This window comes from Mycobacterium sp. AMU20-3851, from assembly GCF_043974665.1.
In the GTDB taxonomy this organism is placed as follows: domain Bacteria; phylum Actinomycetota; class Actinomycetes; order Mycobacteriales; family Mycobacteriaceae; genus Mycobacterium.
Genome location: NZ_CP146371.1, coordinates 696502 through 720149, shown reverse-complemented (window position 1 = coordinate 720149; position 23648 = coordinate 696502). Strand labels below are relative to the sequence as shown.

General features: G+C 68.6%; 24 protein-coding genes. 7 read left to right on the top strand and 17 right to left on the bottom strand.

All coding sequences use genetic code 11. The annotated features are described in order from the left end of the window. The first annotated feature begins 36 nt into the window (after nucleotides 1-36). Nucleotides 37-618, top strand: a complete 582-nt coding sequence (locus V4U86_RS03520; RefSeq protein ID WP_395309911.1) for a phosphatase PAP2 family protein — start codon at nucleotides 37-39, stop codon at nucleotides 616-618. Here the strand turns inward: V4U86_RS03520 and V4U86_RS03515 are convergent. The 6 genes from V4U86_RS03515 to V4U86_RS03490 all read right to left on the bottom strand — a co-directional run bounded on the left by V4U86_RS03515 (nucleotide 531) and on the right by V4U86_RS03490 (nucleotide 7092). Beyond that, entirely contained in the window at nucleotides 531-2174 is a 1644-nt protein-coding gene (locus tag V4U86_RS03515; RefSeq protein WP_395309910.1) for an FAD-binding dehydrogenase, read from the bottom strand. The two genes, V4U86_RS03520 and V4U86_RS03515, sit on opposite strands and share 88 nt — an antisense overlap. A gap of 15 nt (nucleotides 2175-2189) precedes the next feature. Further along, on the bottom strand, nucleotides 2190-2894 hold the full coding sequence (locus tag V4U86_RS03510) for a DUF2334 domain-containing protein (protein WP_395309909.1): 705 nt from the start codon (nucleotides 2892-2894) through the stop codon (nucleotides 2190-2192). Nucleotides 2895-2955: 61 nt separating this feature from the next. Continuing rightward, the gene (locus V4U86_RS03505; RefSeq protein WP_395309908.1) at nucleotides 2956-3444 is read right to left on the bottom strand and encodes a glutathione peroxidase; all 489 of its coding nucleotides are present in this window, start codon (nucleotides 3442-3444) and stop codon (nucleotides 2956-2958) included. Between the two features lie 10 nt (nucleotides 3445-3454). After that, complete coding sequence (locus V4U86_RS03500; RefSeq protein ID WP_395309907.1) at nucleotides 3455-4009, bottom strand: TetR/AcrR family transcriptional regulator; 555 nt, start codon at nucleotides 4007-4009, stop codon at nucleotides 3455-3457. A gap of 45 nt (nucleotides 4010-4054) precedes the next feature. Beyond that, the gene (locus V4U86_RS03495) at nucleotides 4055-6208 is read right to left on the bottom strand and encodes a S9 family peptidase (RefSeq protein ID WP_395309906.1); all 2154 of its coding nucleotides are present in this window, start codon (nucleotides 6206-6208) and stop codon (nucleotides 4055-4057) included. Beyond that, nucleotides 6205-7092 carry a phosphoribosylaminoimidazolesuccinocarboxamide synthase gene (locus V4U86_RS03490; protein WP_395309905.1) on the bottom strand — a complete coding sequence of 296 codons (888 nt, stop codon included), beginning with the start codon at nucleotides 7090-7092 and terminating at the stop codon, nucleotides 6205-6207. Before V4U86_RS03490 ends, V4U86_RS03495 begins: the two co-directional genes overlap by 4 nt. A gap of 30 nt (nucleotides 7093-7122) precedes the next feature. Here V4U86_RS03490 and V4U86_RS03485 point away from each other — a divergent pair, with 30 nt between their 5' ends. Both V4U86_RS03485 and V4U86_RS03480 read left to right on the top strand, forming a co-directional pair. Then, a complete protein-coding gene (locus V4U86_RS03485) occupies nucleotides 7123-7734 on the top strand; it encodes a hypothetical protein (protein ID WP_395309904.1) in 612 nt (203 codons plus the stop codon). Nucleotides 7735-7828: 94 nt separating this feature from the next. After that, nucleotides 7829-8731, top strand: coding sequence for a DUF559 domain-containing protein (locus V4U86_RS03480; protein WP_395309903.1), 903 nt, complete (start codon nucleotides 7829-7831; stop codon nucleotides 8729-8731). Here V4U86_RS03480 and V4U86_RS03475 read toward each other — a convergent pair. From V4U86_RS03475 to V4U86_RS03455, 5 genes are all read right to left on the bottom strand, one after another. Then, entirely contained in the window at nucleotides 8676-9275 is a 600-nt protein-coding gene (locus V4U86_RS03475; protein ID WP_395309902.1) for a DUF1707 SHOCT-like domain-containing protein, read from the bottom strand. The two genes, V4U86_RS03480 and V4U86_RS03475, sit on opposite strands and share 56 nt — an antisense overlap. Before the next feature lie 17 nt (nucleotides 9276-9292). After that, nucleotides 9293-10510 (bottom strand): cytochrome P450, encoded by a 1218-nt coding sequence (locus V4U86_RS03470; protein WP_395309901.1) that lies wholly within the window; start codon nucleotides 10508-10510, stop codon nucleotides 9293-9295. Then, nucleotides 10507-11925: an adenylosuccinate lyase gene (gene purB, locus V4U86_RS03465; protein ID WP_395309900.1), complete on the bottom strand. Its 1419-nt coding sequence runs from the start codon at nucleotides 11923-11925 to the stop codon at nucleotides 10507-10509. Before purB ends, V4U86_RS03470 begins: the two co-directional genes overlap by 4 nt. Nucleotides 11926-11936: 11 nt before the next feature. After that, entirely contained in the window at nucleotides 11937-13313 is a 1377-nt protein-coding gene (locus V4U86_RS03460) for an APC family permease (RefSeq protein WP_395311903.1), read from the bottom strand. 76 nt (nucleotides 13314-13389) lie between these two features. Next, the gene (locus tag V4U86_RS03455; RefSeq protein WP_395311902.1) at nucleotides 13390-14019 is read right to left on the bottom strand and encodes a TetR/AcrR family transcriptional regulator; all 630 of its coding nucleotides are present in this window, start codon (nucleotides 14017-14019) and stop codon (nucleotides 13390-13392) included. A gap of 84 nt (nucleotides 14020-14103) precedes the next feature. Between V4U86_RS03455 and V4U86_RS03450 the strand changes: the two genes are divergently transcribed. Beyond that, on the top strand, nucleotides 14104-14940 hold the full coding sequence (locus V4U86_RS03450) for an alpha/beta hydrolase (protein ID WP_395309899.1): 837 nt from the start codon (nucleotides 14104-14106) through the stop codon (nucleotides 14938-14940). Between the two features lie 3 nt (nucleotides 14941-14943). Here the strand turns inward: V4U86_RS03450 and purD are convergent, their stop codons facing one another. Next, complete coding sequence (gene purD / locus V4U86_RS03445) at nucleotides 14944-16212, bottom strand: phosphoribosylamine--glycine ligase (protein ID WP_395309898.1); 1269 nt, start codon at nucleotides 16210-16212, stop codon at nucleotides 14944-14946. 99 nt (nucleotides 16213-16311) lie between these two features. Here purD and V4U86_RS03440 point away from each other — a divergent pair, with 99 nt between their 5' ends. Genes V4U86_RS03440 through V4U86_RS03430 form a run of 3 tightly spaced genes read left to right on the top strand, consistent with a single transcriptional unit; the run spans nucleotide 16312 to nucleotide 18666 of the window. Continuing rightward, on the top strand, nucleotides 16312-17511 hold the full coding sequence (locus V4U86_RS03440; RefSeq protein ID WP_395309897.1) for a cytochrome P450: 1200 nt from the start codon (nucleotides 16312-16314) through the stop codon (nucleotides 17509-17511). 17 nt (nucleotides 17512-17528) lie between these two features. Then, nucleotides 17529-18128, top strand: coding sequence for a TetR/AcrR family transcriptional regulator (locus V4U86_RS03435; RefSeq protein WP_395309896.1), 600 nt, complete (start codon nucleotides 17529-17531; stop codon nucleotides 18126-18128). Between the two features lie 31 nt (nucleotides 18129-18159). Further along, nucleotides 18160-18666 (top strand): EspA/EspE family type VII secretion system effector, encoded by a 507-nt coding sequence (locus V4U86_RS03430; protein WP_395309895.1) that lies wholly within the window; start codon nucleotides 18160-18162, stop codon nucleotides 18664-18666. A 39-nt stretch (nucleotides 18667-18705) separates the two neighbouring features. On the opposite strand, the gene V4U86_RS03425 is transcribed toward V4U86_RS03430, so the two are convergent. From V4U86_RS03425 to V4U86_RS03405, 5 genes are read right to left on the bottom strand one after another with little or no spacing between them, the layout of a single operon-like run. After that, complete coding sequence (locus V4U86_RS03425) at nucleotides 18706-19932, bottom strand: hypothetical protein (protein ID WP_395309894.1); 1227 nt, start codon at nucleotides 19930-19932, stop codon at nucleotides 18706-18708. Further along, on the bottom strand, nucleotides 19922-20365 hold the full coding sequence (locus V4U86_RS03420) for a carboxymuconolactone decarboxylase family protein (RefSeq protein WP_395309893.1): 444 nt from the start codon (nucleotides 20363-20365) through the stop codon (nucleotides 19922-19924). The genes V4U86_RS03425 and V4U86_RS03420 overlap by 11 nt, the downstream gene beginning before the upstream one ends. A gap of 2 nt (nucleotides 20366-20367) precedes the next feature. Continuing rightward, nucleotides 20368-21225, bottom strand: a complete 858-nt coding sequence (locus tag V4U86_RS03415; protein WP_395309892.1) for an NAD(P)-dependent oxidoreductase — start codon at nucleotides 21223-21225, stop codon at nucleotides 20368-20370. Continuing rightward, on the bottom strand, nucleotides 21222-21974 hold the full coding sequence (locus V4U86_RS03410; RefSeq protein ID WP_395309891.1) for an SDR family oxidoreductase: 753 nt from the start codon (nucleotides 21972-21974) through the stop codon (nucleotides 21222-21224). The genes V4U86_RS03415 and V4U86_RS03410 overlap by 4 nt, the downstream gene beginning before the upstream one ends. A gap of 11 nt (nucleotides 21975-21985) precedes the next feature. Then, nucleotides 21986-23455 (bottom strand): aldehyde dehydrogenase, encoded by a 1470-nt coding sequence (locus V4U86_RS03405; RefSeq protein WP_395309890.1) that lies wholly within the window; start codon nucleotides 23453-23455, stop codon nucleotides 21986-21988. Nucleotides 23456-23648 lie beyond the last annotated feature (193 nt).

The window sequence follows — 23648 nt, the reverse complement described above, 5'->3', positions numbered from 1 at the left end:
CTGCTGCTCTGGTGGCCACCGATCGGCCTCACGGCGATGGTGGTCCTGGGCATGGCGGTCGGCACCGGGACGACGGCTTTCGACGATTGGGCGCTGCGCGGTATGCACGCCGTATTCGGTCCCGACCCGGATTGGATGCTCTACTTCAGCTGGGCCGTGCCGATGGTGCTGACCCTCGCGGTCGCGGTGACGGTCGCCCTGGTGCGGCGCCGCCCGCGGTTGGCGCTGGTGGTGGCGTTGTGCCCGCTCGTCTCGGTGATGGCCTCCCGCGCGCTCAAGCCCCTCTTCGGCCGCTACAAGGGTGACGACCTGGCCTACCCGAGCGGCCACACCACCGTCGTCCTCACCGTGCTGGCCATGCTGGTCCTCGCGGTGGGCGTCTCGCTGTGGCTGGTGCTGCTCACCTCGGTATGGGCGGTGATCGGCGGGCTGAGCATGGCCACCAACGATCTGCACTACCTAACCGACAACATCGGTTCGGCGCTGCTGGCCAGCTCCACGATCTGCCTGGCGATCCTCGCCGCGGGCCCTCAGGCGGTCTCGCGCGCGGCTGCCCGGCCGGCCGCGCGGCCCGAGAACACACAACCGCCGAGGAACGTGCCCTCCAGCGACCGGTAACCGTGCACCCCGCCGCCGCCGAAACCGGCGGCCTCCCCGGCGGCGTACAGCCCACCGAATACGTTCCCGTCGGGTTTGAGCACCCGCGAATCCAGGTCGGTCTCCAGACCGCCCAACGATTTTCGGGTCAGAATGTGCAACTTGACCGCGATCAGCGGGCCGGCCTTCGGATCGGTGAGGCGGTGCGGCGCCACCACCCGGGCGATACGGTCGGGCAGATATTCGCGGGCGCCCCGGATCGCGGTGATCTGGCTGTCCTTGGTGAATTTGTTGACCACCTCGCGGTCCCGGGCGGTCACCTCCGCCTCGACGGTGGCGTAGTCCAGCGGGACCACATCCTCGACACCGTTCATCGCGGTCACCAGCTCGCGCAGGGTGTTGCCGGTGACGAAGTCGACGCCCTTGTCGACGAAGGCCCGTACCGGCGCCGGGCCGCCGCCGCGGCCGCGCCCCAGCACCTCCTTGACGCTGCGGCCGGTCAGGTCCGGATTCTGCTCCTGCCCGGACAGCCCGAACTCTTTCGCGATGATGCGGGCGTTGAGCACGAACCAGGTGTAGTCCTGGCGGGTGGTCGTGATGTATTCCAGCGTCCCCAGGGTGTCGAACCCGGGATACAGCGGCACCGGTAGCCGTCTACCGGTGGCATCGAGCCACAGCGAGGACGGGCCCGGCAGAATCCGGATGCCGTGCAGGGGCCACACCGGGTCGTAATTGGTGATGCCCTCGGTGTAGTGCCACATCCGGTCACTGTTGATGATGTTGGCGCCGGCGGATTGGCTGATCTGCATCATCCGTCCGTCGACGTGCGCGGGCACCCCGGAGAGCATTTGCTGCGGTACCCGCCCCATCCTCTTCGGCCAGTTCTTGCGCACCAGGTCGTGGTTGCCGCCGATGCCGCCACTGGCGACGATGACGGACTGGGCCCGGAATTCAAACTCCCCCAAGGTGTTCCGCGAGGACGCCACTCCGCGGGCGGCATCGCTGGGTTCGAGTACCGCGCCGCGCACCCCGGTCACCACGCCGCCCTCGACGATCAGTTCGTCGACACGGTGCCGGTGGGCGAACTTCGCCCGGGGCTGGCCCAGCAATCGGCGAGCGAACACGTCGACCAGGGCCGGTCCGGTGCCCCAGGTGATGTGGAACCGCGGCACCGAGTTGCCGTGTCCCAGTGCGCCGTAACCGCCACGTTCGGCCCAGCCGACCATGGCGAAGGTCTGCAACCCGCGCTCCCGCAGCCAACTGCGCTTCTCGCCGGCCGCGAAGTCGACGTAGGCGTGCGCCCACTGACGCGGCCAGTGGTCCTCCTCGCGGTCGAAACCGGCGCTGCCCAGCCAGTCCTGCAGGGCCAGTTCATGACTGTCCCGGATGCCGAGGCGGCGCTGCTCGGGGCTGTCGACCAGAAACAACCCACCGAAGGACCAGTACGCCTGGCCACCCAGATTGGCGGCGTTCTCCTGGTCCACGATCAGGACGCGCCGGCCCCGCTCGATCAGTTCCGCTGCGGCGACCAGTCCGGCCAGCCCAGCTCCTACGACGATGACGTCGGCGTCTGCCATGCCGACACGTTAGCCTCAGGCGGCGTCGGACAGGGCGGGATCGGGCTCCCAGCGGTAGACCTCCGGCACGCACCCGTGCATCAATGCCAGGTCGATGGCGTCGAAGGTCGCCTGTTGCGGACCAGTGTGCCGCAGCCGGCTCGCCGAAACCGCCAGCCGGACCGTCCCGCCGCGGCGCGCGGTGCGCTCGGCCGACAGCACCAGCGTGCGGCACCACCACGTGTCGCTGAGGAATCCGGCACCGATGCCCAGCACCCGTGCCGGCGTGGTGGTGTGGCGGACCAGATCGGTGACCCCGGACAGTCCGGCGAGCAGCCGGAAGCCGTTGCGCGGCAACGCCGTCACGGTGCCATCGGATACCGTCCAGCCGGGCGCGGCGAACAGCCGGGTACGCAGCCCCAGATGCTCCATCACCCGGTCGGCACCCATCAGCCGCAGGTTCGCCTCGTGCGCGGGCAGGGTGGCGAACTCGCTGCGCCGCTTCTTGGTTGCCGCCTCGTCGTAGCCGTGCAGCAGTACCGCGTCGCCGGCGGTCCGGCGTTCGGCCAGCCACAGCGCGGTCGCCGGGTCGCGGTCCAACCGGTAGCCGCCCCGCAGCCGCGGTGCGACGAGCAGCGACACCGGCACCCCGCGCGCGTCGAGCGCCTCACAGAACGCGTCGACGTCGGCGAGGGTGCGATCCCGGATCCCCGAGATCGAGACGATCAACTCTGCGGTCACACCAGCAGAGTGTGCCGACACCAGGTGTCTCGCCGGTTGCGAACACCCGGACGCGAGTTGGCTATTTCGCGACGACGGATTCGATGGCGCTGATCACCTCTGGGGCATCCGGTTCGGTGCGCGGTCGGAACCGGCTCACCACACTGCCGTCGGCGGCGAGCAGGAACTTCTCGAAATTCCACTGGATATCGCCGGCCTGCCCGTCGGCGTCGGCGGCCTGGGTGAGTTCGGCGTACAGCGGGTGCCGGTCCTCGCCGTTGACATCGGTCTTGGCCAGCAGAGGGAAGGTCACACCGTAGGTGGTGGAGCAGAACGTCTGGATCTCCTCGGCGGTGCCGGGTTCCTGGCCCATGAACTGGTTGCACGGCACCCCGACGACGGTCAGGCCGCGGTCGGCGTAGTCCTTGGCGATCTGCTCCAGCGCGGTGTACTGCGGCGTCAGACCGCATTTGGAGGCGACGTTCACCACCAGCGTTGCACCGCCGGACAATTCGCCGAGGGTGGTGGGTTTGCCGTCGAGCGTGGTCAGGGGAAGGTCTTTGAGGCTCACCGGCACGACGCTAGCCGTCGAACAGGATCGCCGCCAGCCTCTCGACGGTGGCGACCGGGTCGCCGGTCGTGTCGATGGCGTCGTTGAGCCACAGCTGGGCGAATCCGTGCACCATCGACCAGGCGGCCAGGGCGGCACCGGCCGGGTCGGCCTTGGCGTGCGGGTCGGCCAGGGTGCCGACGCCGGCGCGCAGTTCGGCGTCCGCCGCCGCGGAGGCCGCCAGCAGTTGCGGGTCGGCGTCGTCGTAGAGCGATTTGTCGAACATCACCTCGAAGTGGCCGGGATGCTCCAGCGCGAAGCGCACATAGGCCTTGGCGGCGTCGATGAACACCGGTCGGGCGCCCTCAAGTTCGGCCGCGAGGAGCCGGTATCCCTCGGTGGCCAGTGCGGTGAACAGGCCGCGCCGGTCCCCGAAGTGGTGGGCCGGGGCGGCATGTGACACCCCGGCCGTCCGGGCCAGTTCCCGCAGCGAGACGCCGTCGGCGCCGCGTTCGGCGACCAGGCCGGCGGCGTGCGCCAGGATGGTGGCACGCAGGTCGCCGTGGTGGTAGCTGGCCTTGCCCATCGGCCCATCATAGCCGCGATCTTGACAGCGGCTAGATAAACTCCGTCAGGTGCGGGGGCCGCCGAACAGGCTGTGCACCTGCCCGTTCCCGTGGTTCGCGGGGTCCGCGGTCGCCAGCAGCCAGGCGTACTGGAACGCGGCTTCCTTCCACCGTTCGTAACGGCCACTGATGCCGCCGTGCCCGGCCACCATCTCGGTCTTGAGCAATACCTTGCCGGCATCGGCCGCCGGGTCGAGCTGGGCGTACCGAAGTGCGGCAACCCATTTCGCCGGTTCCACGTAGTACACCCGGGTGTCGTTGAGCGAGGTCATCGCCAGCACCGCCGGATAGTCGAAGGACCCGACGTTCTCATACGGCGAGTACGACTTCATGTACTCGTAGACGTCCTTGTCCTCCAAAGGATTTCCCCACTCGTCCCATTCGGTGACGGTGAGCGGCAGCGAGGGGTCCAGGATGGTGGTCAGCGGATCGACGAACGGCACCTGGGCCAGCACACCGGCGAACAGGTGCGGGGCCAGGTTGAGCACCGCCCCGACGAGCAGCCCGCCGGCGCTGCCGCCGAGCGCGACCAGGTTGGCGGGACGGGTCAGATCGGTGGCCACCAGATGCTCGGCGACGGCGACGAAATCGGTGAAGCTGTTCCGTTTGCGCAGCATCTTGCCGTCCTCGTACCACGGCCGGCCCAGTTCGCCGCCGCCCCGCACGTGGGCCACCGCGAACACCATGCCGCGATCCAGCAGCGACAGCCGCGCGATCGAGAACCGCGGATCCTCACAGGATTCGTAGGCTCCGTAGCCGTACAGCAGGGTCGGCGCCGGGAACGCCAGCCCGGCCCGGTGCACGATGGAGATCGGGATCCGGGCCCCGTCCGCGGCGACCGCCCAATCCCGGCGCTCCACGTACTCCTCGGGCCGGTAGTCCCCGAGCACCGGCTGCTCACGCAGCAGGGTCCGTTCACCGGTCACCAGGTCCAGGTCGTAGATCCGGACCGGGATCACCCAGGACACCGCGCCCACCCGCAGCTTCGGCGAGGACCAGTTCGGGTTGCCGCTCAGCCCGGCCGACATCAGCTCGGATTCGAACTCGATCTCCTGCGGAGTCCCGTAGCTGCCGTCGGCTTCGATGGGCCACAACTGGATTCGGGGCAGCGCCTCCCGGCGATAGCTCACCACCAGTTGGCGTTCGAAGGCGTCGACCCCGTCGAGGCGGACGTCCTCGCGGTGCTCGATCAGCGTGCGCAGCGCGGTCGGGTCGCTCACCGGGGCCTCGGCCAGGGTGAAGTTGACCGCGCCGTCGTTGTGCAGGATCAGGAAGCGATCCTGCCCGCCGACCACGGCGTGCTCGATGGAGTACTCCACGTTGTCGCGACGCGGCCACACCACGGTGAACTCGGCGTCCGGGTCTGTTGCGTCCGCGTAGCGCACCTCGGAGGTGACCGCGCTGCCGGCGGCGATGATCACGTACTTGTCGCTGCGGGTGCGCCCGACGCCGAGCCAATACCGTTCGTCGGCTTCGTGATACACCTTCTGCGCGGGTAGCCCCGATGCCAGCCGGTGCCGCCACACGGTGTCCGGTCGCCACGCCTCGTCCACCGTGACGTAGTAGAGCGACTGGTTGTCGGCCGCCCAGGTCGCCCCGGCGCCGATCCCGGTGATGGTGTCCTCGTAGAACTCGCCGGTGCGCAGATCCTTGAACCGCAACGTGTAACGCTCGTCGCCCTTGACGTCCACCGAGAATGCCAGGATGTTGCCGTCGACGCTGACGCTGATCGCACCCAGGGAGAAGAACTCGTGACCGTCGGCCTCGATGTTCTCGTCGAGCAGGATCTGCTCGCCCGGGATCGCGGTGTTCTCGTCGAGTTCGGGCGGGGTCCAGTCACCCGGGTCGCTGATCGGGCACCGGCAATGCACGCCGTACTGCCGGCCCTCGAAACTACGTGCGTAGTACCACCAGTCGCCACGGCGTGTGGGGACCGACAGGTCGGTCTCCTTGGTGCGCGCCTTGATCTCGTCGAAGATCTTCTGCCGCAACGGCGCCAGCTGGGCGGTGGCAGCCTCGGTGTGCGCGTTCTCGGCTTCCAGGTGCGCGATCACCTCGGGGTTGGATTTCTCGCGGAGCCACTCGTAGTGGTCGATGAACACGTCACCGTGGTGCTCGCGGCGGTGCTCGACCCGCTTGGCAACCGGCGCGGCCGTCATGCACCGATCCAATCGGAGAAACTCAAACCGGAAATCCTCTCGTAGGCCTCGATATAACGCGCGCGGGTGGCCGCGGCGATCTCGGCGGGCAGCGGTGGCGGCGCGGTGTCGGAGTGCCGGTCCCATCCCGAGTCGGGACCGGTCAACCAGTTGCGCACGAACTGCTTGTCGTAGCTGGGCTGCACCTCGCCGGGATGGTAGGTGTCGGCAGGCCAGTAGCGCGACGAATCCGGGGTGAGCACCTCGTCAGCGAGCACGAGCTGCCCGGAGGCGTCCACGCCGAACTCGAACTTCGTGTCGGCGACGATGATGCCCTTGCTCAGCGCGTGCTCGGCCGCCTTGCGGTAGATCTGCAGGGTCGCGTCACGCAGTTGCGCGGCACGGTCGGCGCCGACCAGCGCCACCACCGCGTCGTAGGACACGTTCTCGTCGTGCTCGCCCAGCTCGGCCTTGGTCGCCGGGGTGAACAACGGCTCGTCGAACTTGCTGGCCTCACCGAGCCCGGCGGGCAACTCGATCCCGCACACCGCCCCGGTCTGTTGGTAGTCGATCAGCCCGGAACCGGTCAGGTAGCCGCGTGCCACGCACTCGACGGGCAGCATCTCCAGGGCACGCACCACCAGCGCGCGCCCCAGCACCTCCTCCGGTATGCGCTCATCGTCGGATGGGCCCGCGAGGTGGTTGGGCACCCCGAGGTGGTCGAAGAAGAAGACGCTCATCGCGGTGAGGATCCGGCCCTTGTCCGGGATCGTGGTCTCCAGGATGTGGTCATAGGCCGAGATGCGGTCGCTGGCCACAAACAGCAGGTGGCCGTCGTCGATGCGGTACAGCTCGCGAACTTTGCCACTGGCCAGATGCTGGTAGTCGGTCAGAGCGGGGCGCATTGACCCACCCTATGTGCTGGGATCGGTGCCATGAGATTGCGGTACCTGCCCTACGCCACCCGGCCTGGTCGTCTGGTGGCCCAGCTCGCCAGCGACATCATCGTCATCGCCTGGACGGTGGTGTGGGTGATGGTGGGCAGCGCGGTGTACGCCGCGGTCGCGACCATCGCCGAGGTCGGCCGTCAGGTGCAGAGCGGCGCCGACGGGGTGTCGGGCAGCCTGAACTCCGCCGGCGACAGCGCCGACGACGTACCGCTGATCGGCGGGGCGTTGAGCGGGCCGCTGCGCGCCGCCAGCGAGGCCGCCGGGGAGATCGCCGGCGCGGGTCAGAACCTGGACAGCACCGCGACCTGGCTGGCCTGGGTGTTGGCGCTGGCCGTGGCCGCCACCCCGATCCTGGCGGTCGCCATGCCCTGGCTGTTCCTGCGGCTGCGGTTCTTCCGCCGCAAGTTGACGGTGCTCACACTGGCCTCCACCCACGCCGGCCAGGAATTGTTGGCCATGCGCGCGCTGGCCAACCGTCCACTGGGCAAGCTGACCGCGATCCACCCGGACCCGATCGGAGCCTGGCGCCGCGATGACCGGCCGGCCATCCGGGGGCTCGCGCTGCTGGAGCTGCACGCCGCCGGAGTGCGTCTATAGCGATTTGCGCACATCCAGCGGCGGTGAGCGCCGGTGACTGTGCGCAAATCACGGCGCATGGAACCGCGGCGGCGGGCACCGCGTCCAACTCAGCATGTTGGACGATCTGCTGCGCGATCACGACGGGGTGCTCACCCTTGCGCAGGCCAAACTCGCCGGACTGAGCCAGGACGCGGTCAACCGCAGGGTGCGCTCCGGGCGCTGGCTGCGCTGTTCACCGGGGGTGTACTTCGTGACGGACCGGCACTTCACCGATCGCGCCCGGATCCGGGCCGCGGTCTGGGGTTACGGGCCCCGCGCCACCGCCAGCGGGACATCGGCCGCCTGGTGGCACGAGTTGACCAAGTACCCGCCCAAGATCGTGGAGGTGACGGTGCCCGCGGTCAGCAACCCGCGCCGACGCTACGAAATCCGCACCCGCCGCCGCGACCTGGACCCGGCCGATTGCGTGATCCGGCACGGGCTGCGGGTGACCGCGTTACCGCTGACGGTCATCGAAGCGGCGGTGCGCCGCGACGGCGGCATGAAAATCCTCGACGCGGCGCTGCAACGGCACCTGCTGGATCTGCGCGCAGTGTGGAACGCGCACCTGCGCAACACCGGTCGGCACGGCTCCCCCGCCGCCCGTCGCCTCCTGAAGACCGCCGACGACGGTGCGCATTCGGAAGCCGAACGGCTGCTCATCAGCCTGCTCAGACGGGAGCGGATCACCGGGTGGAAGGCCAACCAACGCGTCGGCCGCTGGGAGGTCGACGTGCTCTTCGCCGACCCGAAGACCGCGATCGAGGTCGACGGCCTGGCCTCGCACACCGACCCCGAGGCGTTCCAGAAGGACCGGGTCAAGCAGAACGAGCTGTCCCTGATGGGTTATCGGGTGCTGCGCTTCACCTGGCCGGACCTGACCGAGTACCCGGACCGGGTGATCGCCGAGATCGAACTGGCTAATGGCCGCCGTGCAGACGCCGCAGAAACGTCCCGAACGGGTGCCGCACGCTGAGCGACCCCATCCTGACCTTGCCGCGGACGACGACGTGCAGCTGATCGGGCTGCGCGAGGTTACGCACCTTGACCGTGGCGCTGCCGGCGATGGCATCCACACCGTTGAGATCGGCGGTGGCGCCGGCCGGCACGATCAGCTCGGTCGAACTCAGGTAGTCGTCGATGATCACCTCGACCACCGGACCGGGCAGCACCGCCGAGGTGAAGTCCAGCGTCGTGGAGCACATCCGGGTGTTCAGGCTGATCACCGGCGCCACCGTCCACGGTCCGCGTCGCACGATCGAGGTCATCCAGCCGCCCAGCGCCTCCGGCGGCGCCGCAGCACGCCGCTGCACCGGAGCGGCGCGCAGCTCCATGTCCGGCAGGTCGGCCAGCACCGCGCGCAGTTCACCGCGGGTGCGGGCGGCCAACGCCTGGTCGGTGCGTTCGGCGAACTCGTCGAGGGTGATCAGCCCGTCGCCGGCCGCGCGCTCGAGCAGTCCACTCACGTATGTGCGGTCGGCATGGGAGACCCGGAGATTGTCGTCGGGGCCTGAGTTCATGGTGTCGAGGGTAGCGATCAGTCGAACTCGACGAACAGATGCCGAATGCCGGTGTGCCGGTTGCTGCGCGCCCATTCGACCGGTTTGACCAGACGGGCGGTACCGAACCGGGACAGCAGCTCCTCGAAGAGCACCCGCAGTTCCAGACGCGCCAGGTTCGCACCGAGGCAGTAGTGCACGCCTTGCCCGAAACCCAAGTGCGGGTTCGGTTTACGGGAGATGTCGAAGACGTCCGGATCGGCGAACACCGCGCCGTCCCGGTTGGCCGAGCCCTCCCAGATCTGCACCTTCTGCCCGGCCTCGATGGTGTGCCCGCCCAGGGTGACCGCACGCGTCGCGGTGCGTCGCTTCGACGGGGACGGGGTGGTCCAGCGCACCATCTCCTCGATCGCCGATCCCAGCAGCTCGGGTTCATCGCGCAGCCTGCGCAGCTGGTCGGGGTGCTCGATGAGCGCCAGCAGCCCGCCGGCCACCGCGTTGCGGGTGGTCTCGGCCCCGGCGCTGAACAGCAGACTGAAGAACAGATAGAGCTCGAGGTCGGAGAGCTCCGCGGCGTCATCGTCGCGGAAGGCGTTGGCCACCACCGAGAGCATGTCGTCGGTCGGCTCGGCGCGTTTCGTCTCGATCAGCTGCCGGCCGTATTCGTACATCCGCGTCCCGGCCTCTTCCGCGGTGAGCTGCCTCATCTCGGCCGAGCGTGACCCCCCGAAGTCGAACTGCGGCTCGATGGCCTCGAACAACCAATGCCGTTCGGATTCCGGGACTCCCAGCAGAATGCAGATCATCTGCATGGGCAGCTCCGCGGCCACGTCGACCAGGAAGTCCAGTGCCACACCGGGTTCGACGGCGTCCAGCAGGGTCTGCGCCCGGGCCCGCAGATCGGCTTCGACACGGGCGATCATCCGCGGGGTCAGCCCCGAGCTGACCAGCCGGCGAATCTGGGCGTGCCGGGGGTCGTCCATCATGTTCAGTACCTGGCCCGCGACGGACAGGTCCTGCAACAAGGTCCCGCCGAACGGCCGCGAGCCACCCGTCACCGACGAGTAGGTCAGCGGGTCACGCAGCACCGCAAGGGTTTCCGCATAGGTGGCCACCGACCAGAAGCCTTCCCCGTCCGGGGTGTGCTCGGTCGGTTCGTGCCAGTGGACCGGCGCCTCACGGCGATGTGCCTCGAACAGGTCGTGCGGGAAACCGTTCGCGAAGTTATCGAGGTCCGTGAGGTCGGCCAGGGTCACAAGATGGCACCCGAGGTGTACTTGGCCGCCTCCGGGTACCGTCCGACCAGGTCCTCGACCGCCGAGACGACGGTGTCGACCTGGGCGCCGGCCGCGCCGGTGAACGCCGCCTTGTCCGCGAGTGCCGCGTCCAGGGCGACGCGGTCCAGCGGCAGTCGCGGGTCGGCGGCCAACCGGTCCAGCAGGTCGGGCTCTTGGCCCTTCTCCCGCATGGCCAGGGCGACCGCCACGGCGTGCTCCTTGATGACCTCGTGGGCGGCTTCACGTCCCACCCCGGCGCGCACCGCCGCGATGAGGATGCGGGTGGTGGCCAGGAACGGCAGGTAGCGGTCGAGTTCACGCTGGATCACCGCGGGGTAGGCGCCGAACTCGTCGAGCACGGTCAGGAAGGTCTCGGTCTGGCCGTCGATGGCGAAGAACGCGTCGGGCAGTGCGACCCGGCGGACCACCGAGCAGAACACGTCGCCCTCGTTCCACTGCGCACCGGCCAGTTCGGCGGCCATCGACGCGTAGCCACGCAGCACCACCTGCAGACCGTTGACCCGTTCGCAGGACCGGGTGTTCATCTTGTGCGGCATCGCCGAGGAACCGACCTGGCCCGGCGCGAACCCCTCGGTGACCAGTTCGTGTCCGGCCATCAGCCGGATGGTGTGGGCGAAGGAGGACGGGCCGGCGCCCACCTGCACCAGCGCCGACACCACGTCGTGGTCCAGGGAGCGCGGGTAGACCTGCCCGACGCTGGTGAAAACCTCTGCGAATCCCAGGAATTGCGCGACGCGGCGCTCCAGCTCGGCGAGCCGGGCGGTGTCCCCGTCGAACAGGTCCAGCATGTCCTGGGCGGTGCCCATCGGGCCCTTGATCCCGCGCAGCGGGTAGCGGTCGATCAGCTCACGCAGCCGGTTCAGCGCGACCAGGGACTCCTCGGCCGCCGAGGCGAACCGCTTGCCCAGGGTAGTGGCCTGCGCGGCGACGTTGTGGCTACGCCCGGCCATCACCACGTCGCGGTAGACGATCGCGCGTTCGGCCAGCCGCGCCACCACCGCCACCCCGTGCGAGAACACCAGCTCCAGCGACCGGCGGATCTGCAGCTGTTCGACGTTCTCGGTGAGGTCGCGGCTGGTCATGCCCTTGTGCACGTGTTCGTGCCCGGCGAGGGCGTTGAACTCCTCGATGCGGGCCTTCACGTCGTGACGGGTGATCCGCTCCCGCGCGGCGATCGAGCCCAGGTCGACGTTCTCCAGCACCCGCTCGTAGTCCTCGATGACGCCGTCGGGGACGGCGACCCCGAGCTCGGCCTGGGCGCGCAGCACCGCCAGCCACAGCCGGCGCTCGGCGATGATCTTCGCCTCCGGTGACCAGATGGCGGCCATCTCGTCGCTGGCGTAGCGGTTGGCGAGAACATTCGGGATCGTCACGGCAACACAGCTTAGGGTGCGTCCCCGAGGTGGGTCGGATCGGTGATGCCCTGTCCGCGGATGCCCAGCTGCCGGTTGATCAGGGTGGTGAGCCCGAACAGCAGGACGCCGGTCAGGATGAGCGCCCCGGCCAGCAGGTACTGCTGGGCAGGGCGACCGGAGAACGGCAGCACCAGATAGGCCGAGGCAAAGAAGCCGATGACGGGCAGCACGGTCGGCGTCCGGAAGTGCCCGCCGCCGGCGCGGACGTCGCGGCGCAGCACCAGTACCGCGATGTTCACCATCGCGAAGACCGCGAGCAGCAGCAGCGAGGTGGTGCCGCCCAGGACCGCGATGGCACTGCTGCCGGCCACGGCGGACACGTAGAAGATGAGCCCGAACGCGATCAGGGTGGTGAAGATGATGGCCACCCACGGGGTGTGACGCCTCGGGTGGACGATGCCCAGCACCGGTGGCAGCACATGCTGGCGGGCCATCCCGTAGATCAACCGACTCGCCATCAGCATGTTGATCAGCGCGGTGTTGGCGACCGCGAACATCGAGATGAACGGCAGGATCGCCTCGATCGGCAGGCCCGGGGCGCCGGCCTTGACCACCTCGACCAGCGGGGTCTCGCTGTCGGCCAGTACTCCGACCGGCACCAGCGCCACCGCGACGATGGCCACCACGATGTAGACGGCACCGGCGATGCCCAGACCGGTCAGCAGCACCTTCGGGAAGATCCGGACCGGGTCCTTGGTCTCCTCGGCCATGTTGACCGAGTCCTCGAAACCGACCATGGCGAAGAAGGCCAGCGAGGTCGCGGTGGTGACCGCCAGGAAGGTGCCCTTCTCGGCCGGGGTGTCGAAGGCGACGACGCGGGCGAAGTCGACGTCGGCACCGCCGCCGGTGAACGCCCACAACCCGACCAGGATGACGATCGCCAGACCGGTGATCTCGACGAAGGTGAGTGCCACGTTGAGCTTGACGCTCTCGCCCACGCCGCGGAAGTTGACCACCGCGAGCAGCGCCATGAACAGCAGCGCCAGCAGCACCACGCCGGCCTTGCCCCAGCTGAAGTCGAAAGCGGTGAAGAAGTTCGCCGCGAAGAATCGGGAAGCCGTTGAGGCCGAGGTGATTCCGGAGCACATGACGACGAAGGCGACCAGGAAGGTGACGAACTGGACGCCGAACGCCTTGTGCACGTACAGCGCCGCACCGGCGGCCTGCGGGTACTTGGTGACCAGTTCCAGATAGCTGAAGGCGGTGATGGTGGCGATCGCGAACGCCAGCAGGAACGGCAGCCAGGCCGCACCGCCGACCTCCTTGGCGACCTGTCCGGTCAGCGCGTAGACACCCGTCCCGAGGATGTCGCCGACCACGAAGAGCAGCAGCAGGCCGGGCCCCATCACCCGCCTCAGCTGCGGTTCCTGCGCGGTCTCGGACTTCTCGGTCCCCGACTCTGTCAATCCGCCTCCCCTCGGCTCAGACGTGCACGGCCCTGTCGTCGACCGGGGCGAGCACGTCGATCACATCGATCAGGGTCGCGCGGGCGGTGGCCCGCGGTCCCTCCCCCTCGTCCACCAACGAGGCAACCACAGCTCCGTCCACCGCGCAGACCAGAGCGGAAACGAGTTCCGAGCGCACCGCGCGCCCGGACCGTTCCACCACTTCGAGAACGGCGTCGGTGCGCTGCCGCAGGATCCGTCGTTGGATGTCGCGCAGTTCGGGTTGCCGGGCACAGGCGATGTAGCGCTCGTACCGCGAGATCAGCTGTTCGGACACCCGCACTCCGGGGTTGTCCCCGACCAGCAGGTCCACCAGCAGATCCGCGGTGGATTCGGCGCCGCGGCGCCGGCGGGACAGACTGGCCACCTGCAGCTGCAACTCGGCGGCCTCCCGCTCACCGATGTGCTCGACGGCCTTGGCGATCAGATCGTCCAATGAAGAGAAGTAGTACGTCGTCGAGGCCAGCGGCAGTCCGGCCCGCCGGGCCACCGCGCGATGCCGCACCGCGTCGATACCGCCTTCGCACAGCAGATCGGCGGCGGCGCTCACGAGGGCGCCCCGCCGACGCTCCCCCTTCGGAGTCACCGCCGCTGTCACGTTGAGCAATGCTGCCAGCAAAATCCCAGTTGTATCGGGGTTTTCAACAAACGCACGAAGTTGACAGCGAGCGCCATTTCAGGCGGTGGCAAGATGTCCGGCATGCCCGCTCCGAACCGTCGAGCCGTCCTGCGCATGGGCCTGGGCCTGGGTCTGGGTACGGCCCTGGGCGCGGTCGCTGCGGAAGCTGCCGGACTGCCCCGCGCGGTCGCCGAACCCGCCCCGACGTACCAGTCCGGGTCCTTCGTCTCCGCGGCGCGCGGCGGCATCCGCACCAACTGGGCCATTGCCCGGCCGCCGGGCCAAAGCGCGGCACTGCGCCCGGTGATCGCTCTGCACGGCAAGGGCAGTGATGCCGCGACGGTGATGGCCGGCGGCGTCGAGCAAGGCCTGGCCGACGCCGTCGCGGCGGGCCTTCCACCGTTTGCTGTGGTCGCCGTGGACGGCGGCGGAGGGTACTGGCACAAACGCGCTTCGGGCGATGACGCCAGCGCGATGGTGCTGGATGAGTTGCTTCCGATGCTGTCCGATCAGGGCCTGGACACCTCCCGGGTGGGTTTCCTCGGCTGGTCGATGGGCGGCTACGGCGCTTTGCTGCTCGGGTCCCGTCTGGGTCCCGCCCGAACCGCGGCGATCTGCGCGGTCAGCCCGGCCCTGTGGACCTCCGCGGGCGCCGCCGCCCCCGGCGCGTTCGACGATGCCGCCGACTACGCCGCCAACAGCGTGTGGGGGCAGCCCGCGTTGGACGGGATCCCGATCCGCATCGACTGCGGCAACGGCGACCCGTTCGCGGCCGCCACCAGGCAATTCATCGCCCAGTTACCGTCGCCGCCGGCCGGCGGGTTCTCCCCGGGTGGGCACGACGGCGGGTTCTGGAGCGCCCAGCTGCCCGCCGAGATCGCTTGGCTGGCACCGATACTGGTGGCCTGAACGTCAGAGCGAGATACGCCCCTGCGCGGCCGCCAGGCCGATGTCGGTGCGGAAATGACTGCCGGGCAGTCGAATCGACTTGATGGTCTGGTACGCCGCTGCGCGGGCCGCATCCAGGTCGGGGCCGGTACCCACGACCGAGAGCACCCGCCCGCCGGTGGAGACGACGGCGCCGTCCTCGCGCCGGGCGGTGCCCGCATGCAGCACCCCGTCCGTCTCGGATCCGGTGATGACGTCCCCGACCCGCGGCCGGCCCGGGTAGTTCTCGGCCGCGACCACCACGGTGACCGCCGCCCCGTCGCGCCACTGCAGAGCGTCGTGCGACGCCAGCGTTCCGGTGGCCGCCGCGTTCAGCAGTTGCCCGAGCGGCGATTCCAGCAGCGCCAGCACCGCCTGGGTCTCCGGGTCGCCGAATCGGCAGTTGAACTCCACCACCGCGGGCCCCACGGAGGTGATGGCGAGCCCGGCGTAGAGCAGGCCGGAGAACGAACTGCCACGCGAAACCATTTCCGCAGCAACAGGTTTGACAACCTCGTCGACGATCTGGTCGAGCACCTCGGCGGGCAACCAGGGCAGCGGGGTGTAGGCACCCATGCCGCCGGTGTTCGGGCCGCTGTCGTTGTCGCCGACGCGTTTGAAGTCCTGGGCCGGCAACAGCGGGACCACGGTTTCACCGTCGACCACGCAGAACAGCGAGACCTCGGGCCCGTCCAGGAAGGACTCCAGCAGCACCGGATGCCCGGTTTCGAGCAGTCCGGCGGCGTGCGCGCGGGCCGCCTCACGGTCCGCAGTGACCACCACGCCCTTGCCGGCGGCCAGCCCGTCATCCTTGACCACCCAGGCGGCCTGCCCCGCCGACGGGCCGAAGCGGTCCAGTGCCGCGTCGAGGTGGCCTGGATTGTCGACGATCTCACTGGCGGCGGTCCGCACCCCGGCGGCGGCCATCACGTCCTTGGCGAACGCCTTGGAGCCCTCGATGCGGGCGGCATCCTTGGACGGCCCGAAGCAGGCGATACCGGCGGCACGCAGCGCGTCGGCGACACCGAGCACCAGCGGAACCTCGGGACCCACCACCACCAGGTCGACCTCGAGGCGCTGCGCCAGGGCGACCACCGCGGGACCGGAACTGACGTCGACGTCGTGCTGTTCGGCGACGGTGCCGGTACCGGCATTGCCGGGCGCCACCGCCAGAAATTCGACCTGCGGGTCGCGCCGAAGGGCGAGCAGCAGGGCGTGTTCACGGGCTCCGGATCCGATGACGAGGACGCGCACGGTAAGCACCCTAGCCGCCCGGCGCTGGCCATACACCCAACGGAACGGTGTATGGTCTTGAGCACGCGTGTGCCACATCACATCAGGAGGCTTCCCGGGATGGACTTCACCGACCCCGACGTGCTGCTGCAGGGCGTTCCGCTCACCGAATTCGCCGGACGCCGCAAGACCGCACCGGTCTGGTGGGCCGAACAGAAGGACTCGATCTTCGACGACGGCGGCTACTGGGTGGTCAGCCGCCATGAGGACATCAAGGCGGTCTCCCGCAACGGCGAGCTGTGGTCGGCCAATGCCAAGGGCTCGGTGATGCGGCTGCCCGACGGGGTCACCGCCGATCAGCTGGACCTGACCAAGGCCCTGCTGCTGAATCAGGACGCCCCGGAGCACACCCGGCTGCGCAAGCTGGTGTCCCGGCTGTTCACCCCGCGCGCGGTGGCCGCCCTGGAGGAAAAGCTCGCGGTGGCGGCCCACGACATCGTGGCCGCGGCCGCCCGTCAGGACACCGGGAACTTCGTCGAGGACGTATCGGTCAGCCTGCCGCTGCAGGCGATCGCGGACCTGATCGGCGTGCCAGAGGCGGATCGCGAGAAGCTCTACCACTGGAGCAACGCGATCCTGAACACCGACGACCCGGACTTCGCCGGCGATCCCACGACGGCGAACGCCGAGCTGATGGGCTACGCCTACACGATGGCCGAGGAGCGCCGGCGCTGCCCGGCCGACGACATCGTCACCCGGCTGGTCCAGGCCGATGCCGACTCCGACGGCGAGGCGATCTCGGAAGTGGAGTTCGCCTTCTTCGTGATCCTGCTGGCCGTCGCCGGCAACGAGACCACCCGCAATGCGATCACCCACGGGATGAACGCCTTCCTCGACCACCCCGAGCAGTGGGAGCTGTTCAAACGGGAGCGCCCGGAGACCGCCGTGGACGAGATCATCCGGTGGGCCACCCCGGTGCACTGTTTCCAGCGCACCGCGCTGGCCGACACCGAACTCGGCGGGGTGCAGATCAGCAAGGGTCAGCGCGTCGGATTGTTCTACAGCTCAGCGAATTACGACGACGAGGTGTTCACCGACCCGTTCAGCTTCGACATCCTGCGCAACCCGAATCCGCACCTGGCGTTCGGCGGCAACGGCGCCCACTTCTGTATCGGCGCCAACCTGGCCCGGATGGAGATCCGGCTGATGTTCAACGAGATCGCCGATCAGATCCCGGACATCACCAAGCTGGCCGAGCCGCTCCGGCTGCGTTCCGGATGGATCAACGGCGTGAAAGACCTTCAGGTCTCCTACCGATAGCTCGCTAGACTTTCGGCGTGCGTACCCACGGGTGGTCCGGCGACGCGCCGGCCAGCGACGAGGAGGCCGTCGCCCGGATCCTCGCCGCCGCCGGGAAGGCCATCGACGAGCGCGGCGCGGACTTCTCCATCGCCGACGTCGCCCGCACGCTGGGTGTCACCCGCCAGACCGTGTACCGCTACTTCCCGAGTACCGAGGCCCTGCTGATCCAGGCCGGTACGGTCGCCGCCACCGATTTCCTGGAGCGGTTGGCCACCCACCTGCAGGGCATCACCGACCCCGCGGACGCCGCCACCGAGGCCATCGCCACCGCGCTGGAATGGCTACCCAAGGACAAGCACATCGGGCTGCTGCTGGCCCCCGGGCGCGCTCCGGCACTGACCGAGTCGGTGACCTCCGATATCGCCCTGCAGTTCGCCCAGTCGGTGGTGCGCCATTTCGATGTCGATTGGGCGGCAGTGGGATTCGGCGATGACGACCTCGACGAACTGGCCGAACACCTGCTGCGCATCATCCAGTCGTTCGTCATCGACCCGGGACGACCCCCGCGCACCGGGAGGCGGTTGCGCGATTACCTGCGCCGATGGGTGGCCCCGGCGTTGCGAATTGGTGTCTGAGGGCGCCCGTCACCGCCCATAGACTGGCCGAGTGGGGGTGGTCCAGGGGTTCATGACCGTGTGGTCGAATGCGCGCGCCACGTTCGGTGAGGGTGTTCCCGAGCCCGGCGCGCGGTTCGACGCGAGTGTCGCGCTACAGGAGATGCAGAACGCGGTGCGCTCCGCGGCGCCGGGCGCCGCCTGGACCGGCCGTAGTGCCGACGCGTATGCCGAGGCGAACGAGATGCAGGCACGCACGCTCGGAGCCCTCGCCGATCTCGACAAGCGGCTCGGATCCGAAGTCGACCGCTCCGCCGACGTGGTGGCCGCCGGACGCCGGGACCTCGATTCCGTCCGGCAGTGGGTGGCCGACGCCGCTGCCACGGTGCCCGACAACGCGGCCGGAGAACGCGCACTGCTGCCGATCGTCAGCCGGGGTGCCGGCGCGATCGCGAGCATCGTCGAGCGTGCCAACTCTGATCTCGCCGTGATCGCGGGCAGGATTCAACACCTGGACGGGGAGTACCGCGCCCTCGTCGGCAGCGCGCGCAGCTCGTAGCAGCCGTGCTAGGCCTGCCGATCCCGGAGACCGACCGACTCACACCACCGTCAGCGGCAACGACTTTCGCTCCTCGAAAACCCAGGACGCGCCTTGGCTGAACTCGCACACCTCGACTTCGGAGAGCTTCTCGGCAGGCGTGTCGGTCTTGATCACCCGCACCGTCCAGTCGGTCTCGGTACCGGAGAGTTCGGCCCGCAGGTACGGATCCACCGCGGCCACGATGGCTTGCACCGGGAGGTCCGCGACCGGTGAGATGAGCGAAATCCAGGCCCCGTCCTCGTGGGCCGGGGAACGCCGCACGTGCACGAACTCCGGGTCCACGTCGGCGGACACGTAGGCGGCCGGGTTGAGCAGCGGGTGCAGTTCCAGTACCCGCAGCGCCCCGTGGGCGTCACCACTGAGCTTGAGCGCCTTGTGGATCCGGGACGCGGCCACCCCGGCGATGCCGATCAGCTGTTTGGTCCGGATGGAACGCGCCAGCGCCACATCACCGGCGGCGCGCTTGTCCACGGCGATGGTGAAGGCCTTGACCAGCAGGTGCATCTGCAGGCACACCTCGTCGGCGATCCGGACCAGCGCCGAATGGGAGAACGCGCCGAAGTCGACATCGGCGAGCAGGTCACCCGAGTAGTCGGACATGCCTTCGTCGTTCGGGTCGATGGGATCGAGTTCACACGCATGGGCGTGCGTGGCCGCGACGATGTCCATCTCCGGGATGAAGGGCACCTCCGGGTAGGACTCGTCGATGATGACGGTCCACCTGCAGTGTGGGTGCCGGTCCGCCGGCGTACGCGGAGGCCGGTGGATCGGCCGGACCTGCGCCTTGCGGTTGGTGGCCAGTGCGGTGGCGTCGAAGGTGGGATCTTCGATGTCGTGGCACATCCCGCGCACGTAATCCTCGCCCATGGGCTCCACGTCGAGCAGCGCGCCGCAGTGGTCGAGGTAGAACTCGCCGTGCCAACGGTCGTGCACGACGTAGCGGAAGTCCATGAACTGCGGCGGTGCACCGATGTCGAGCTGCAGGCCCTTGAACAGGGTGAAGATGTCGATGCCCTCGTACTTGAGCGCCTTCTGCATCCGCCTGGTGTAGAGCGGGCTGGACGCGGCCCACTCCTCGATGGCGATCTGCAGCATCTCCTCGCGACCGAATGACGATATGCACCAGGCCATTCCGGACCGGTCGATCAGCTGCCCGATCAGCAGCAGTTCAGGGACCAGGGTGGCCAACTCCTCGCGTGACAGCGCGGCGTACCTACTCATCATCGAGCGACTTCCCCGAATGCATCTTCACCGCGGCGTTGACGTTGCCCTTCTTGTCCTCGCCCGCACCCTTCTCGGCGGCCTTCTTCCGGTTGCGCACCACCTTGCTCACCGCGCCGTCGAGCTTGGAACCCAGCGGGAAACCGAGGTAGTGGGTCAGGAAGACCGCCACCTCCTTGAGTTCCTCGGCGGTGATCTCCTCGTTGTGCAGCGCCGCGTTGACCTGGATCTCGGCCAGGTCGCTGTTGCCGACCGCGGTGACCGCCGCCAGCGTCAGCAGGCGCTTGTCCCGCATGGAGAGTCCGGGGCGGGTCCAGATGGTGCCGAACAGATGCTCGACGGTCAGATCGAAGTACGGGTCGCCCTCGATATCGGGCATCTCCCAGCCGTAGACCTCGTTCATCTTCTGCAGGCCCTGCTTGCGCCGATCGGTCATACTCACTGCTCCTTTGCGTGCGGTACTCCGAGGCCGTCGGCCAGGCGCTGCAACGCCACCTTCGCCAACGGAAGATCCACTCCCACCGACTCGCCCAGGCCCAGCGCCAGGGTCAGATCCTTCTCCCCCAGGCCGCGGGTGTGGGAGAACATGTCGAACAGCCAATGATCCGGCGCCAGCGGTGACATGTCGTCACGCAGGATGATGGCGCCGGGCCCGCCGCTCTGCGCATCGCTGTGCCGGACCACCCGCCCGAGCTTCTGCAGGTCGATGCCGGCGGCCTCGGCCAGGTACTGGGCCTCGTTGGCCGCGGCGAAACCGATGAACGTCAGCATGTTGCGGGCCAGCTTCATCCGGGTTCCGGCGCCCGGTTCACCGGCCCGCACGACGAGCGAGGCCCACTTCTTGAAGACCGGTTTGACGGTGTTGTAGGCCTCTTCGTCGGCGCCCACCATGACCGCCAGCTCACCCTTGTCGGCGGCACCGGCGCCGCCGCTGACCGGGGCGTCCACCACGTGGATGCCCTTGGGGCGCAGTTGCTCGGCCAGCTGCGCCGCGGTATCCGGCTCGATCGTCGAGTGGATGGCGATGACGGTGCCCGCCGCGGCATGCTCGGCCAGCTGGCCGACCACGTCGCGCACCTGGGCATCGTTGAGCACGGTGACGCTGATGACATCGGCCTTCGCGACGTCGGCGATGCTGTCCGCCAGTTCGGCACCCAGTTCGGCCAGCGGCGTCATCGCCTCGAGGCGTACGTCGTAGACGACCAGTCCACCGTCCCAGTCGGCCAGTCGTTTCGCCATCGGGGCGCCCTGGTTGCCCAGCCCGATGTATCCCAGCTTCGGCGCGGTGTCACTCATGAGCGGATGATCTGTCCGCCGTCGACATTGAATATCTGCCCGGTGATCCACTTGGCCTCATCCGAGAGCAGGAACAGGCACATCCCGACCAGATCCTCGGGCTGTCCCATCCGCGACAGCGGGATGTTCTTCACGATGTCGGCCACCATCTCCTGCGGGGTGGTGGTGCGGTTGGCCTCGGTGTCGATCGGGCCCGGGGCGATGGCGTTGATCCGGATGTTCTGCCCGCCGAGTTCGCGGGACAGCTGCTGGGTGAGGCCATTGATGCCGACCTTGGCGAGACCGTAGAAGTTCGCGTACAGCCATGCGGCGGTGGAGGATTGGTTGACGATCGCGCCGCCACCACGTTTGGCCATCTTCTTGTAGACCGCGCGGGTGCACCACAGCGCACCGTCGAGGTTCACGCTCATGAACTTCTTGTAGTACTCCGGATCCACCGTGACCAGGAAGTCCAGCTTCATCCCGCCGAAGATGGCCGCGTTGTTCACCAGGTAGTCGATGCCGCCGAACTCCGCAAGCGTGGCCGCGGCCATCTCCTTGGCCGACTCCGGGTCGGAGACGTCGACCCGCACGGCCAGCGCGTTGCCGCCCTCACCCAAGATAGCGTCGGCGACCTTCTGCGCGCCCTCGAGGTTGATGTCGGCGACCACCACGGCCGCACCCTGGCGCGCCAGCGCCTCGGCATACGCCTGGCCGATACCGCCACCGGCGCCGGTGACGATGCCCACCTTGTTGTCGAACTGTCCCATCGAAAATCTCCTCAGTTGGCCAGCGTTGCAATGAGCTTGGTTTCCAGGTACTCCTCGAAGCCGGCCACGCCCATCTCGCGGCCGACCCCGGACTGCTTGTATCCACCGAACGGCGCGTCGGCGGAGTACCAGATGCCGCCGTTGACGTTGACCGTGCCGACCCGCATCCGCGCCGCGACCGCCTGTGCGCGGCCGTCGTCGCCGGAGAACACCGTGCCGGACAGCCCGTAGGGCGAGTCGTTGGCGATGCGGACCGCATCGTCGTCACCGTCGTGGGCGATGACGGTCAGCACCGGCCCGAAGATCTCCTCGCGGGACACCTTGGCCGAATTGTCCAGCCCGGCAATGACGGTCGGCTCGATGAAGAAACCGCGGTCCAGATCGGCGGGCCGGCCGCCGCCGCACGCGAACCGGCCTCCCTCGGCGATCGCGGAGTCGAGGTAGCCCTGGATGCGGTCACGTTGACGGGCCGAGATCACCGGACCACACACGGTGCGCTTGCTGTTCGGGTCGCCCGGCTTGATCCCGCCGAGCGTGGCCGCCGCGGCATCCACGGCGTCGTCGTACTTCGCTCTGGGCACCACCAGGCGGGTGGTGATGGCGCACCCCTGTCCGGCGTGCATGGCCACGGTGAACGCCGCCATCGCGCAGGCGCCGCCCAGGTCGGCGTCATCGAGTACCAGGAAGGCGGATTTGCCGCCGAGTTCCAGGAAGACCTTCTTGATGGTCACCGCCGCGTCGGTCATCACCGCGCGGCCGGTCGCGGTGGACCCGGTGAACGAAACCATGTCCACCCGCGGGTCTTTGGACAGCAGCGCACCCACGCTGTGATCGTCGGAGGTGACGATGTTGATCACGCCCGCCGGGAAATCGGTGTGCTCGGCAATGATCTCACCGAGCACGGCGGCTGCCCACGGGGTGTCCGGAGCGGGCTTGAGCACCAGCGTGTTGCCCGCGGCCAGGGCCGGGCCGACCTTGGCCAGGTTGATCTGATGCGGAAAGTTCCACGGCGTGATCGCCCCGACGACGCCGACGGCCTCCCGGGCGATCGTGCGGTTGGTCGGAATCCCCTGCGGCGTCGCGTGCCCGAGATCGGTTCGCCACGCGTAGTTCTCCGCGGTGTCGGCGGCGAACGCGAGATCGTCGACCGGCCCTTCCAACTGGGCCCCGGAGGTCAGCATCCGCGGAGCGCCCACCTCGGCGATGGTCAGATCCCGCAGTTCTTCGACGTGGCCCTGCAACGCTTCCCGCAACTGGCGCAGGCAGCGCACCCGGAGCTCGGTGTTGGTCGACCAGTCGGTGTCGTCAAAGGCCGCCCGCGCGGCACCGATGGCCGAACTCATATCCGCCTCATCGGCATTGGCCGCCACACCGAGCACCTCTTCGGTGGCCGGGTTGACCGTCTGGAAGGTTCCCGCGCTTCCGGCGACCAGCTTGCCGTCGATGAACAATCGGCTCTCGCGATCCGCCAGAATCGACATCCCACTCCTCGTGTCTTGGTGCTTCACATTCTCTGGACAAGTGTCCGACATCAGTCCACCGAACCTTAACCTCAGGTCCGCGGCAGAGGCAAGGCTCCACCGCATGCGGAGCCTTCTCCACCCCCAAGATAGCGCGCTGTACTGGGAATTCGATCCAGCCGCTTGCCCGGGAGCGACTTCATCGGATAACTTG